General features: G+C 58.9%; 12 protein-coding genes and 1 pseudogene. 9 read left to right on the top strand and 4 right to left on the bottom strand.

Going from position 1 to position 13,473, the window contains the following annotated elements:
• Positions 1-286 precede the first annotated feature (286 nt).
• Positions 287-3,484 carry an NACHT domain-containing protein gene (locus BQ17_RS09175; protein ID WP_176722359.1) on the top strand — a complete coding sequence of 1,066 codons (3,198 nt, stop codon included), beginning with the start codon at positions 287-289 and terminating at the stop codon, positions 3,482-3,484.
• A 439-nt stretch (positions 3,485-3,923) separates the two neighbouring features.
• Here BQ17_RS09175 and BQ17_RS23330 read toward each other — a convergent pair whose 3' ends face one another.
• From BQ17_RS23330 to BQ17_RS22525, 3 genes are all read right to left on the bottom strand, one after another.
• Positions 3,924-4,055 carry a hypothetical protein gene (locus BQ17_RS23330; RefSeq protein WP_256091533.1) on the bottom strand — a complete coding sequence of 44 codons (132 nt, stop codon included), beginning with the start codon at positions 4,053-4,055 and terminating at the stop codon, positions 3,924-3,926.
• Between the two features lie 409 nt (positions 4,056-4,464).
• Positions 4,465-4,944, bottom strand: coding sequence for a Fic family protein (locus tag BQ17_RS22530; protein WP_218068192.1), 480 nt, complete (start codon positions 4,942-4,944; stop codon positions 4,465-4,467).
• 36 nt (positions 4,945-4,980) lie between these two features.
• Positions 4,981-5,232: a hypothetical protein gene (locus BQ17_RS22525; RefSeq protein WP_218068191.1), complete on the bottom strand. Its 252-nt coding sequence runs from the start codon at positions 5,230-5,232 to the stop codon at positions 4,981-4,983.
• A 186-nt stretch (positions 5,233-5,418) separates the two neighbouring features.
• Here BQ17_RS22525 and BQ17_RS09165 point away from each other — a divergent pair, with 186 nt between their 5' ends.
• From BQ17_RS09165 to BQ17_RS09135, 8 genes and pseudogenes are all read left to right on the top strand, one after another.
• The gene (locus BQ17_RS09165; protein WP_089726361.1) at positions 5,419-5,694 is read left to right on the top strand and encodes a type II toxin-antitoxin system Phd/YefM family antitoxin; all 276 of its coding nucleotides are present in this window, start codon (positions 5,419-5,421) and stop codon (positions 5,692-5,694) included.
• A gap of 133 nt (positions 5,695-5,827) precedes the next feature.
• Positions 5,828-6,067: a DUF433 domain-containing protein gene (locus BQ17_RS09160; protein ID WP_089726359.1), complete on the top strand. Its 240-nt coding sequence runs from the start codon at positions 5,828-5,830 to the stop codon at positions 6,065-6,067.
• Positions 6,067-6,432 (top strand): DUF5615 family PIN-like protein, encoded by a 366-nt coding sequence (locus tag BQ17_RS09155; protein ID WP_089726355.1) that lies wholly within the window; start codon positions 6,067-6,069, stop codon positions 6,430-6,432. Before BQ17_RS09160 ends, BQ17_RS09155 begins: the two co-directional genes overlap by 1 nt.
• Positions 6,433-6,460: 28 nt before the next feature.
• Positions 6,461-6,565 (top strand): annotated as a pseudogene (locus BQ17_RS20575) (DUF29 domain-containing protein); the annotation flags it as partial.
• Positions 6,566-6,703: 138 nt separating this feature from the next.
• A complete protein-coding gene (locus tag BQ17_RS24090) occupies positions 6,704-7,132 on the top strand; it encodes a very short patch repair endonuclease (protein WP_089726354.1) in 429 nt (142 codons plus the stop codon).
• Positions 7,133-7,136: 4 nt separating this feature from the next.
• A complete protein-coding gene (locus BQ17_RS09145; protein ID WP_089726353.1) occupies positions 7,137-8,186 on the top strand; it encodes a DNA cytosine methyltransferase in 1,050 nt (349 codons plus the stop codon).
• 13 nt (positions 8,187-8,199) lie between these two features.
• Entirely contained in the window at positions 8,200-11,175 is a 2,976-nt protein-coding gene (locus BQ17_RS09140; RefSeq protein ID WP_089726352.1) for an ATP-binding protein, read from the top strand.
• On the top strand, positions 11,156-12,745 hold the full coding sequence (locus BQ17_RS09135) for a response regulator receiver domain (protein WP_141699195.1): 1,590 nt from the start codon (positions 11,156-11,158) through the stop codon (positions 12,743-12,745). The genes BQ17_RS09140 and BQ17_RS09135 overlap by 20 nt, the downstream gene beginning before the upstream one ends.
• Before the next feature lie 563 nt (positions 12,746-13,308).
• On the opposite strand, the gene BQ17_RS09125 is transcribed toward BQ17_RS09135, so the two are convergent.
• Positions 13,309-13,464 carry an addiction module protein gene (locus tag BQ17_RS09125; RefSeq protein ID WP_089726366.1) on the bottom strand — a complete coding sequence of 52 codons (156 nt, stop codon included), beginning with the start codon at positions 13,462-13,464 and terminating at the stop codon, positions 13,309-13,311.
• Positions 13,465-13,473 lie beyond the last annotated feature (9 nt).

Genomic DNA, 13,473 nt, shown 5'->3' with positions numbered 1-13,473 from the left:
GATCCCCTCTCCCCAACCCCTCTCCCGGCGGGAGAGGGGACATAGTAGCCAGTACCGCTGGTCATGTTATCACTTATCATTAGCCATTACCCTAAAAACTAATACATTGATTTTAAAAGGGTGTATAAAAGATACACCACCTTGGCCGCATCCGTGCCCAATTGTGTTGGGCACGCGGCCATCCTTGGCGGCTTGGCCCAACCTACATTATTTAGACAGCCTCTTAATGCTCGACGATCAAGTATCCTGTCCCCGGAATTCTCACCCAGGACTCGCGAGCACCGCCATGACTCTACTTGAAACCCTGATCATAGGCATCGGTACCGCCGTCGCCAAAGCGACCCTCAAGCTGTGGCTCAAGGACCAGGAGATCGCCGACGCCACAATCGGAGCGGGCGCCGGGGAGCTGAGCGGGCTGCTGATCAAGAAGATCCCCGATCTGCTCAGACGGAACGATACCGAGACCCTGTTCGACCAGAAGATCCGCGATCTGGCGGGTGACAGCATCCACAAGGTCCTGCGCCAGGAGGCCGGCGACATCGCGGAGGAGCGCCTGGGCATAATCGCCAACGCCGCCGCCGAGACCCTGGCGCATACCCCCATCGATGCCAAGATACTGGTCGCGCACGACCTCGACGACGACGCCCTGGTCGAGTATTTCCTGAGCCGCACCGGCGCCGCTGGCGGCAACCCGGCACTGGCCGGACGCGACCCGGACAACCACCTCTTCGCGGCGGCCGAACAGCGGATCTACCGCCGCATCCTTTCCCACGCCTCCCAGCTCATCGTCGATATGGCCTCGCACTTCCCGCGCTTCGAGGAACGGGTAAACGCCGAGCTGCTCCGGCGTGTCGGCGATATGGCGCAGCAGGTCGTCGCCGGCATCAACCGCGTCGTCGTCGATCAAGCGGACGCCTTCGAAGGCGATTACCGCAACGCCTGCGTCCGCAGATACGACCAGCTCGAGCTCTTCGGTGTCGACCTGCAGGAGACCAACAAGCGCTACAACCTCAGCATCGCCTACGTCACCCTCATGATCGAGCGCCCCCATTTTCGCTCCGGGTCCGGCTCCGGCCCTGGTTCCGAGCAGATCCGCGACTCGGTCCCGGCCGATCGGGCCCTCGCCGCCCATCGGCGGCTGTTCATCCGCGGCCCGGCTGGCTCGGGCAAGACGACCCTGCTGCAATGGTTCGCGGTCTTCGCCGCCGCGCGGCGTCTGGACGGCAACCTGGAGCCCTGCAACGAGTGCGTGCCCTTCCTGATCAAGCTGCGCCACTTCTCCGAGACCCCTCTCCCCAGGCCCAAAGCGTTTCCGCACGAGGCATCGCGCGCCCTCGGCGGTTCGGCCCCAGCCAATTGGGTCCACGACCGGCTCAAGTCCGGCAAGGCCCTGGTCCTGGTCGACGGGCTCGATGAGGCGTCCGCAAGACAGCGACAAGAGGTCCGCGCCTGGCTGCGCGACCTGATCGGCGTATTTCCGAACGCCCGCTATGTGGTCACATCCCGCCCCCATGCCGCCAAGGAGGGTTGGCTCGACGCCGACGAATTCGTCGACGCCGAGCTCCAGGACATGGCCCGCAGCGACATCCACGCCTTCATCGCGCATTGGCACCGAGCGGTGGCCCAGGGCATGCCCGACGAAGAAGAAAAAGCGAAGGTCCTGGCGCTGACCGATTCCCTGAAGGCCAAGCTCGGTAAGAACGCCGCCATCTATCGCCTGGCGACCAGTCCCCTGTTGTGCGCCCTGTTGTGCGCGCTGCACCGGCAGCGGGTCAAGAACCTCCCCTCCGACCGCATCCAGCTCTATCGCTCCTGCATCGACATGTTCTTCCGGCGCGACGAAGAGCGGGAGGTCCCTGCGACCGATTACCTGGACCTCTCGGATCGGCAAAAGGGGAGCCTGCTTCAGGACTTCGCCTGGTGGATGATCCGCAACGGGAAGACGACGGCAACGCCGGAGGAGGCCGTCAACCGATTCGGACGGGCCTACCAGCGTTTGCGTGGCGACAAGCCAGGAACGGGGGAAGACGTTATGCGGCTCTTCCTGCACCGGATCGGGATCATCCGCGAGCTGGCCCACCGGAAGATCGATTTTCCCCACCGTACCTTCCAGGAGTACCTGGCCGCCAAGGGGGCGATCGAAGAAGAGGACCTGGACCTGCTGGTGCAGAATGCACAGGACGTCCAGTGGCGAGAAGTCGTCATTCTGGCTACGGGCCTGCTGCCGCCGAAGCGGGCCGAATCCCTGCTCCAGGGATTGCTCGCCCGCGGCGATCGCGAGCCAAAGGACCGGCACGCGCTCTACCTGGTTGCGGTGGCCGGTCTCGAGGTCCTGGTCGCCACCCAGGATGCAGACTCCGAGATTGAGCAGCAGATCGGGGAGCGGATCGAACAGATTCTGCCGCCACGGGATCTGACGGACGCAAGGGAATTGGCGGCAGCCGGCGACCTGGCCGTGCCCCACCTGACCGATCCCCGCTCGATGACGGTCGATCAAGCCGCCGCCAGCATTCGTGCCCTCACCCTGATCGGTACGGAACCGGCCTACGACGCCCTTGGCCCCTATCTCGACGATGAGCGCGCCGGCGTGCAGCGGCAGATTATCGCCGCCTACGAGGTTGCTCACGATCCCAATGCCTATGTCAAATCCACATTTGAGCGAATGACTAAGATCGGCTTCTCGTCGGTGCCTGGCCTTTCGGATATCAGCATGCTGGGCGCCTGCGCCAAGCTGCAATCGCTCAACCTCCAGTGGACGCGAGTGAGCGACCTGAGCCCCCTGGGCGCCTGTGTCAATCTGCAATCGCTCGACCTCCAGTGGACGCAGGTGAGCGACCTGAGCCCCCTGGGCGCCTGCTCTAATCTGCAATCGCTCGACCTCAGCGAAACGAAAGTGAGCGACCTGAGTACCCTGGGCGTCTGCTCTAATCTGCAATCGCTCGACCTCGGGGGAACGCCAGTGAGGGACGTGAGTGATCTGGGCGCCTGCGCCAAGCTGCAATCGCTCGACCTCAGGGAAACGCAAGTGAGGGACCTGAGTGCCCTGGGTACCTGCGCCAAGCTGCAATCGCTCGACCTCAGCGGAACGCAGGTGAGCGACCTGAGCGCCTTGGGTGCCTGCTCTAATCTGCAATCACTCGACCTCAGGGGAACGCGAGTGAGCGACCTGAGTGCCCTGGGCGCCTGCGCCAAGCTGCAATCGCTCGACCTCAGGGAAACGCAAGTGAGGGACGTGAGCGCCCTGGGTACCTGCGCCAATCTGCAATCGCTCGATCTTGGGAGAACGCAGGTGAGCGACCTGAGCGCCTTGGGTGCCTGCTCTAATCTGCAATCACTCGATCTTGGGAGAACGCAGGTGAGCGATGTGAGCGATCTAGGCGCTTGCTCTAATCTGCAATCACTCGACCTCAGGGGAACGCGAGTGACGCGAAAGCAGCGTGCGGATCTCATGCGGCGTCTGCCAAAACTAAAAATCATTTCCTGACAGGGGTTCGGCGATGATCTCCATGTTCCTGCTGCACGCCAAAAACCCCTAACGAGGTTTCGCCTCAGACCGACTGGGGGCAAATTCTTCGGAACGGCACAGAAGCTACGGAACGGCACAGAGGCCGTTCCCTACCGGGGAATGACGCGGATTTTGGTGGTCGTAGGGAACGCCCTCCGTGGCGTTCCGGCCCTCCTGACCTATATTTATCTCGAAACGAAATATCGGTCGTTCTCTCGTTCCCACGCGCCGCGTGGGAACGCGGAAACTCCGCGCCGCGGAGTGTCTCGGAGAGCCCGTAGGGCGGGAAAGTGCAGCGCATCCCGCCGGAATCATCGGCGGGATGCGCCATCCCTGGCTGCTCCCGCCCTACGGTCCGGTGCCGAACGCTCCGAGCCGCGGCGCCTGGTCAGGACACCAAGCCGGCGAAGCGTGCCCATCAGCGGGTGATGGGCACGCCGCGCCGGGGGCATCCTCCCCAGCCGTCGCGGCCTGCAAGCCGCCGTGGAATGACCGCCGCCGCGAGCCCGGCTGGCCGGGCGCCGGCTTTGCCCATCCTACGAAATGTCAACCGGACCTATCCTCTACCATTCTAAAGATTTACCACTACCTTCCGGCGAACTGTCATCGCCGGTGCTTCACGAAGCATGTCAATTGCCTCAAATAATGTAAGGCACTACCCATTTTCCAAGGGAAGGCCCAACGAAGCCGCGCCGGTGGTCTTTTCGCTGTCCAAGCTTTGGGGCTATAGTACGTGGTGGCCATAGTGAAGAGCCGATGTCGGGAAAACAGCGATGACAAGCACCATACGTTAAGAATTTCAACAAAGAGGAAGTGGCGATGGCCGCAAATGCGTTGGTTCAAGCCCAAAGCTACTTTGTGGGAATACCCCAGGGTCTGTCCCTGCTATCCCCGAATCCTTCTTGACACGAACATCGAGGAAGACGTTGACGGAGATCCGGCAGTATGGATCTGGGAGCTTAATCGTTTTCGCCCTCGTGCCAACCCTGGGAGCTCTGCTCCAGGGTCTCGTAATAGCGTTCCTGGTTCTGCTCCACCAACCGCTCCAGGCTCACGAAGCGGCCCACGTCATATCCAAGCCGGTAGCTCTGTAGCAACCATAGCAGGCGCGACCCCCGTCCATTGCCATCGCGGAAGGGGTGGATGCACAGAAAATCCAGGTTGAAAGCAGCCAGCGCGATCAAGGGATGCACCCAGGCCTCGTCGAGACAGCGCTGCCAGTCCGCCAGGAGCAATGCCATGTGCTCGGGGGTCTCTGCTGCCGGCACCGTCCGAAAACGCACCCGCTCCCGTCCGTCCGGATAGCGTTCGAGGATGTCGGCGTCCTTCTCCTGGTAACGCCCGGCATCCCAAATCTCTCCACGGGCTATTGTGTGCAGGCGCATAACCGTGATCTCATCCAGCGGAATCCTCTCCGCTTCCTCGTGAATCCAGGTCAAGGCATCAGATAATCGCGGATCTCCTCCTCGTCCCGATCACGGAACAAGAGGCCTGGGTGCTGCCCATAGCTTGCGCAGCCGCCCCGGCGCCACCGACACCCCTTCGATGCGGTTGGACGAGACCGCGCTCTCGATCAGGGCATGCGCCCGCAGCGCCTCTAATCGCTGGGGCGACTGGCGGGTATACAAGGTCTGCATGCCCCGAAATTTGCCCAGGTCGGCGAGATACCAAGCCGCGGATGGGTGAACAGGTACGGTAGCCGGGGCGAACAGGCGGAGGCTGGTCATATGGAGAGACGGGCTGCTCCGATTTCCTGGAGACCTACTCTTGGGACGCGAGCGAGGTCCCGGATCAGGAGTGGTTCCCGGAATAGGGGTGAGGCTCGCTTTGCCGTGGGGTACCAGACTTTCATGGATTGGGAGTTATCGCTATTCTTATCGTATTTGTAGGACCTCCTACATCAGGTGACCTCAATGCAGCTACAAATATCGGTTCGAGAAGCGAATCAACACCTTTCGCGCTATCTCGCGCACGTCGAACAGGGTGACGAAGTCGTAATCACACGACGCGGAGCCCCGATAGCCAAGCTAGCCGGAATCAGCGAACGGCCCGAGCTGACCCCGGAAAAGGCCGCGGCTCGTGAGCGTCTGCGCACCCGTTTAACCAAGGGCTACCGCTTGGGTGGTATCCGTGTCGCCCGCGACGAGATCCACGAGCGAAATCAATGGCCGCCGAACGCTGGTCCCTAGACACCAATATCCTCGTTTATGCCATCGACTGCGATACCGGTGAAAAACACAGGATTGCTGTCGAACTTCTCGACGCGCTTGCGGAGCGAGACTGTGTTCTTTCCCTTTTAGACAGCCTCTAAGGGCTAAACCGATGAGCTGGCATGACCACATCCATACTGATCCCGCCGTTCTCGCGGGCAAGCCTATCGTCAAGGGCACACGTCTGTCCGTGGATTTTCTGCTGAGCCTGCTGGCGGAGGGCTGGAGTGAAGCGCAAATTCTGGAAAACTACCCGCAGTTGTCCCATGAGGCATTGCAGGCGGTTTTCGCCTTTACCGCCGAGGTGATGCGGGAAGAAACCATCTGTCCGCTCATGAGCGGCGCAGCCTGATGCGCCTGTTGGCCAATGAGAATATCCCGTTAGCCGATGTGCTGGCCTTGCGAGAAGTGGGTTTCGATATGGTTTCGATTACGGAACGCTCACCGGGTATTCGGGACGAAGCAGTGATGCAAATCGCTCATGTCGAAAGGCGTATCATCGTCACCTTCGACAGGGATTACGGTGAATTGGTCTTTCGCCGTCGTCTACCGGTACCTGCCGGCGTCTTGTACTTACGCTTTCTCCCCGCTTCACCATTGGAGATTGCCGAATACGTTGCCCGGTTGATTGCGAGCGGCATAAAACTGGAAGGCAAATTCACCACCGGGGACAGAGAACAGGTGCGCCAGCGGCCGCTGCCGGAGGAGAAAGGCTGAGCCGACGACGGATGCGGGGGTATGGGACGATGCCACGGCGCAAGTGGACAAAGAGGCCAGCCTCTCCGATTTTCCAGAGACCTGCCCTTGGGAGCCGAGCGAGGTCCTGAATCAGGAGTGGTTTCCAGAGTAGGGGCAAGGCTTGCCGACTATGAAACGGAGCCGTATCCGAACCTTGAGTCGACCGGTTATGATTCGCCAAGGGAATTTACTACGCGACGGAGGAAGCCCCTAACACACAAACTTAACATATTGTCCCTGAGCCAACCAAATGGCTGATATATACGATAATAGGAAGCGTAGCGAGATCATGGCGCGCGTACGTGCAACGGGAACCAAGCCGGAGCTTATCGTACGGCGCGTAGCCCATGGGCTTGGCTATCGTTTCCGGTTGCATCGAAGGGACTTGCCGGGTAGGCCCGATATCGTGTTTTCTCGCTACCGGAAAGTAATTTTTGTGCACGGTTGCTTTTGGCATGGACACGAGCGGTGTCCCAAGGCCAAACGCCCTGCAACGAACAGCGCCTTCTGGAACGGGAAACTCTCACGGAACCTGCAACGGGATCAAGAGAATGCCGCCGCGCTAAGGAGGGCCGGCTGGAGGGTGTTGGTGGTATGGGAGTGCGAAACGATCGATCGCGAGCAACTTACGGCAAAGATATCCCGTTTTCTTGACGGAGATAACGGCTCAAGAGCGTAAGACCGTGAAGATCAAGGTATTCGACTTTTTTTCCGGATGTGGCGGAGCGAGTTGCGGTTTCCGTGATGCCGGGATGGAAATCGTATTCGGCCTTGACTGGGACCCTGACTCGCAAAAGACGTTCCAACTCAACTTTCCTTCCACTCACTTCGAGCTTGCGGATATCCGCCGAGTGTCGATCCGAGACCTTCGCTCACTCGTAGCTGAACAACAACCGAACCCGGTCCTGTTCTGCGGATGCGCACCCTGCCAGCCGTTCACGAAACAGAACACTAGACGACCTGAGCGGGAAGAAGACGCTCGCGTACCACTCCTTTCCCGTTTCGCCCGCATCGTCACCGAATGCGAACCGGACATCGTGTTCGTCGAGAACGTACCCGGACTTCAGAAACTGGACCGTCGAACCCAACCGTTCGGGGGATTCCTTCAGCGCCTTGGAGCCGCCGGGTATCACGTTGCCTACGAGCCGGTATCGTTGATGAAATACGGCGTTCCTCAAAGCCGCTGCCGACTGTTGCTCCTGGCAAGCCGCCATGGACCGATCGAGCTCCCCCCGAAAACGAACGGACCCGGAACGGAAAATCCTCAATACGAGACGGTGAGGAATTGGATTGGGGATCTCCCGCCCATTGCTGCGGGCGAAGAACACGCGACCGTTCCCAACCACCGTGCCGCCGCCCTATCGGAACGCAACCTGGAAAGAATACGGGCCACACCGGAAGATGGCGATCATCGAGACTGGCCGGAACCACTACGTCTCGACTGTCATCGAAACACCCCCGGTTACAGCGATGTGTATGGCCGCATGGCATGGGACCGGCCTGCCTCCGGGCTGACGACGCGGTGCATCAGTTACTCCAACGGCCGTTTCGGACATCCCGATCAAGACCGGGCGATCAGTGTGCGGGAAGCGGCCTGCCTGCAAACCTTTCCGCGGGATTTCCGCTTTGAGGGAAACCTCGGGTCCATGGCTCGGCAGATCGGCAATGCCGTGCCCGTCCGCCTTGCAACCATCATCGGGCAGCATGTCATCGAGCACCTGAAGGACACGTGACCACGGGCATAAGATGGCTACCTTCAAGACCCGCGCTCGCACGCTGGACATGCTGGGACGGCAGCAGATCGCCGGAATTCCCACGGCGATCAGCGAGCTGTTCAAGAACGCCCACGACGCCTACGCCGATCGCGTCGAGATCGACTACTACCGGACCGACGGCCTCTTCGTGTTGCGCGATGACGGTATGGGCATGACCGAAGAGGAATTCATCGGTCGGTGGCTAACCATCGGAACGGAGAGCAAGCTCAATGCCGCCGGGATTGCCCCGCCGCCGCACGATCCGTCCAAGAAGCAGCGGCCGATGCTGGGGGAGAAGGGGATCGGTCGTCTCGCAATCGCAACCATCGGACCGCAGGTGCTCGTCCTGACTCGCGCCAAGCGGGATGAGTCTCTCTCCGACCTTACCGTGGCATTCATGAACTGGAGACTTTTCGAGTGTCCCGGCATCGACCTCGAAGATATCGAGGTCCCTATTCACAGTTTTCCGGGCGGAGAATTGCCCTCACACGGAGACGTCTCAGAGATAGTCAGGGAATTTCGTGAGAACGTTGAACGGCTGAAAATGCCAATAGGAAAGGAGTCCTACTCTCGTCTTATCGGCGAAATCGAGCGGTTCGATGTCGATCCCCGAGACATCGACTTTTATCTCGGCGATCCGACGCTACGGGGTACGGGGGCCGGCACTCACTTCATCATCTCACCGAGCTCCGATCTTCTTCCCGCGGACATAGACGGCGAGCCAGAGGTCGATAAAGCGACGCCGCTGACAAAGGCCCTGTTGGGCTTCACGAACACGATGACGCCGGAGCACTCGCGTCCTGTTATCCGGGCCGCATTCCGCGACCACAAGACCGAAGAATCGGCGAAGGATCTCATCGCCGAGGGCGAGTTCTTTATGCCGGATGAATTCCGGAACGCGGACCATCAGGTGATGGGGCGTTTCGACGAGTTCGGTCAATTCAAAGGCAGGGTATCAATATACGGTGACGCCGTGGACGATCATGTGATTCCGTGGCGTGGTGCCAAAGGGAACCCGACGGACTGTGGCCCCTTCACTATCAGCTTTGCAGCAATTGAAGGACTAAGCAAACACTCCACGCTCCCCCCCGAAGACTTTGCGCTTATGTCGCAAAAGATGGGGAAGATTGGGGGTCTATACATCTATCGTGACGGAGTACGCATTCTGCCCTATGGCAATACCGACTACGACTGGCTGGATATCGAGTTCCAAAGGACAAAGAGTGCCTATTACTATTACTTCTCTCACCGCAAGATGTTCGGGGTCGTCGAGATTGACCATCGGAATAATCACCAACTCAGTGAGAAGGCCGGGCGAGAGGGATTCCGGGAGAATAGGGCCTATCGTCAGTTCAAGAGCATCTTAAAGAACTTCTTTCTACAGGTCGCCGCCGACTTTTTCCGCAAAGAAGGTACGTACAGCGATAGGTTTGAGGAACAAAAAGCGGAACTGGAAAAGATGGAACTCGATCGTAGACGGCGGGAGCAACAGGTATCAAAGAAGAAAGCCACGCTTGCGGATGGTCTGAGAGATTTCTTCGAGCGCGTATCGTCGAATGCCCCGCAAGAGGAATCGCTCCGACTGACCCGGGACGTTTCCGAAAAGCTCAAGCAGGCATGCCAAATTGCCGATCCCCAACAAGCCGCGGAGGAGATCATTCGGGTTGAGCAACATGCCCGAACCGAGCTACAAAATCTCGAATCCCGCTACAAGATTCCGCGCCCGAGAATCGCTTTAAGCAAAGCGATGCAGAAAGAGTGGGGCGACTACACCGCGGCGTTTTCCGATCTGACGGAGAACGTTTTCCGGCGCACGCGTGAGTTGATCGAGGACATTGTTGGCGATGAGGCCGCAAAGGCCCGCATAGCGATTGACCGAAGGCTCCGAGCGGAGGCAGTGCTGGAGGAACTGGCGCAACAAGCCAAGCGGAATACGAAGGATGGGGCAACAAACGCGAAGCGGAAAGCGGACAGAGTTGCCACGGAGGTGCGAGGCGTCGCAAGCGCATGTATCAACGAGGTGGACACGGAATTACGCGCGGTCATGAGCGAGTTTCAGCGCACGGATGTGTCCCGTCTGTCGGACGAGGATTTTGTCGGAACCCGTGACGCGCTGGAATCGCGAATCATCAAGGTAACGGAAGAAAGGTCGACTTTCCTGGAATCGATTCTTGCGCAGCTGGAGGCTATCGATCTGACCGGCGAGACATCCGCCCTCGACCAGCTGGTGGCCATCGAGCAACGTAATCAGTACCTCGAAGAGGAGGCCGAGGCCGATCTTCAATTGGCGCAGCTCGGGATGGCGGTCGAGATCATTAACCACGAATTCAATGCCACGATTCGTTCACTTCGCAATAACCTGAGAAGGCTGAAGGGCTGGGCCGACATCAATGAAGACCTCGCAGGGCTATACCGTAATATCCGGGCCAGCTTCGACCACCTGGATGGGTATTTGACGCTTTTTACGCCGCTGCAGAGAAGGCTCTATCGCAAAGCGGTCGACATTCACGGTTCCGAGATACACGATTTTCTTGCCGATCTGTTTCAAGAGCGATTCGCGCGTCACGATGTTTCCCTGGTGCGGACGGATGCCTTTTCCAGGGCACGCATCAAGGGCTACCCCTCTTCCTTCTATCCGGTGTTCGTAAATCTTGTCGACAACGCGGTCTATTGGCTATCACAACAAAATCTCGCCCAAGAGCGACGGATCGAGCTCGATGCGGCGGACGGGGCCTTCCTGATCTCCGATTCCGGTCCGGGGGTGAATACAAGGGACCGAGAAGCGATCTTCGAGTTCGGATTCACAAGAAAGCCGGGTGGTCGTGGAATGGGATTGCATATATCCCGCGAAGCGCTCCGTAGAGTCGGCTACGATTTGGTGCTGGCGGAAGGGATGGCTGCGAAAGGGGCGACCTTCGTCATCCGGCCCGTCGACTTGGACGATGAGGATGGAAGCAACCGTGAATAATTTTCCGCAACGCTGTACGCAGATCGCCGAGCGTTTTCTGCTAACCGCCGTAATCGTCGATGATCAGGCGCATTATGAGGATCCCTCCCCACCGCCTACGCAGCTCAGGAAACCGGATCGATACACATCGGCTCGTCCGGCGGAGGCAATCGACGAGCCGGAAGCGAATGATCGCCGTCACAGTCTCGATGCGCGGGTGCTTGTGGACGCGTTTGCCGAGCGTGGGCTGATATGTGCCGTCATAGCGCCCCGACCGGATACCGAATCGGACAAAACCATAGCCCCCGCCGCAAAGCGGGCCGACATTGTCGTGCTCGACTGGCAATTGAACCATGACAACGGGGAACGGGCACTATCCATCCTGAGCAAGCTTATCGAGGCCGATGCGGGAGAGCGGTTGCGGCTGGTTGCCATCTACACGGGAGAGCAAGACATCGCTGCCATCGGACAAATGGTCGAGCGCGAGATGAGAAAACAAGAATGGACGTTCAAGCCTGATGATCGGGGTGTTGTGCTCTCGTATCGGCATTGTCACATCGTCATCTACGCAAAGTCCGACACACGGTTGGCGCCGGATCTGAAGGACAGGTCGATCCCGGAGGCGGATGTCCCGCAGTCCCTCATCGGCGACTTCGGCGATATGACAACAGGCCTGCTTCCGAGCATCGCGCTCTCGTCCTTAGCGGCCGTCCGTGACAATGCCCATAGGGTTCTGGATCGATTTCAGTCATCGCTGGATGCGGCATTCCTCGCGCATAGGGCGTGCCTTTCGGCCCCCGAAGACTCACAACGACACATCGTGAATCAAATCGCCGGTGAATTACACGCCATCATGGATGATGCCGCGGCAACGGATAATCCGGCAGGGATTGACGCGATCAAGGAGTGGCTGAAACGGACAGCCGGAGCGAATGCCGAATTCACATTCGGAGAGAATAAGAAGCTCTCATTTGACCGGACCGTTACTCTTTTGAGCGAGGGGCTGAAGAAAAATAACTTTCTTGGTGAGAAAGACTTCAAGTGTCTGTCGTCAGGATTTGCACGTAAGCAAGATTCGACGGAGGAGTTGGATCGTCAATTAACCTGGATGTTCAACTTTCGTACGGTCTTCAATGCACCTCCTCCCATACTCCATTTGGGAACGGTTCTGCGGAGAGATAACGACAAGGATGATGAGAAATTCTTTCTTTGCATGAGGCCCAGGTGCGACAGCGCACGGTTGACGGGAGAGAACGCATTCCTGCTATTGCCATTGACGGACCCGAAGGAGAAAACAATCCAGCTCGTCATACGCACATCGCCGGAGACCTATCGGCGCGTCAGTGTTGGCACCCAGGCATCCGAGTGGTCTCTGGTGCGATTCGCACCGGAAAAAGTTGGTGGAGCAGTCACCGCGGAGAAAGATAACGACGGAGCTTTCTTCTTTACCGCCGTAGACGGAACACGATACCGGTGGGTGGGGGAGTTGAAGGCGGAATTCGCTCAACGGATAGCCCATCACTTCGCTACGGGACTATCGCGTGTAGCCGTCGATAACTCGGAATGGCTTCGCAGACAGGAAAACTTATGAGGCGATAGCAGTCAAATTGCGAGGGGATACTTCACCGACGTACCACAAAATCCCTCACTAATGATGCTCGTTGAAGGTCTGTTTCGGGAGATTCCGATGATTGCCTACAATCCCCCTATCGCGTATTTGGACGGATCGGACAACGGGGCCAGGCTCGAATCGATCCTCCCGATTATCGTTTCACGTTAAGAGATCAGTCGATTTGAGCCTGCGATTCATCTCAGCACCATGCAGGCACAGTAGGCGCCTGCTCATGTGATAAGCCGGTCGCGCCGGTATCCCGGACGTCTCGAATGGTGAGCGAAGGCGATCACGAGAAACTCGGAGCCCTGTTCACGAACGATTACAGAAAAGGGAAACCGTTTGAGTACGAGACGTTTTACTCCCCGTTTTCCAGCGGTGCCTGGGACGGATGCAAGGAGCGATCTCGTCTTCCAAAAGATCGAGCATCGCGTCAACTGCCTGTTGGAACGCTACGCCGAGTCCGGGACGTTGGCGTTCGTACCAGGATGCAGCTTCGGCTGCCTCAGCGGCGGCGGCCTCGAGAACCTTGACCGATCGCATCAAATACCGGCTATGCGGGTGCGTATCCGGCGGCCTAGTTCCTCCCGATCGATCAGCTTGGCCGTCCCGTCGTCTACTTGGTCCAGGCGCCGCAGGATCTCCGTCTCCCAGGCTTGTGCGACACCGGGATCGGGAGCTCCGTCGAGGCTGGCCAGGAGGTCCTG

It is taken from the genome of Candidatus Thiosymbion oneisti, assembly GCF_900092655.1.
Classification (GTDB): Bacteria; Pseudomonadota; Gammaproteobacteria; order Chromatiales; family Chromatiaceae; genus Thiosymbion; species Thiosymbion oneisti.
This window is presented reverse-complemented; position numbering and strand designations above follow the sequence as displayed.

What these genes read in the sequence shown, in the direction of transcription:
- BQ17_RS09165 (WP_089726361.1), top strand. Translation starts at nt 5,419, where the DNA reads ATGCAGCTACAAATATCGGTTCGAGAAGCGAATCAACACCTTTCGCGC.
- BQ17_RS09135 (WP_141699195.1), top strand. Translation starts at nt 11,156, where the DNA reads ATGGAAGCAACCGTGAATAATTTTCCGCAACGCTGTACGCAGATCGCC.
- BQ17_RS09175 (WP_176722359.1), top strand. Translation starts at nt 287, where the DNA reads ATGACTCTACTTGAAACCCTGATCATAGGCATCGGTACCGCCGTCGCC.
- BQ17_RS09140 (WP_089726352.1), top strand. Translation starts at nt 8,200, where the DNA reads ATGGCTACCTTCAAGACCCGCGCTCGCACGCTGGACATGCTGGGACGG.
- BQ17_RS22525 (WP_218068191.1), bottom strand. Translation starts at nt 5,232, where the DNA reads ATGACCAGCCTCCGCCTGTTCGCCCCGGCTACCGTACCTGTTCACCCA.
- BQ17_RS09160 (WP_089726359.1), top strand. Translation starts at nt 5,828, where the DNA reads ATGAGCTGGCATGACCACATCCATACTGATCCCGCCGTTCTCGCGGGC.
- BQ17_RS24090 (WP_089726354.1), top strand. Translation starts at nt 6,704, where the DNA reads ATGGCTGATATATACGATAATAGGAAGCGTAGCGAGATCATGGCGCGC.
- BQ17_RS09155 (WP_089726355.1), top strand. Translation starts at nt 6,067, where the DNA reads ATGCGCCTGTTGGCCAATGAGAATATCCCGTTAGCCGATGTGCTGGCC.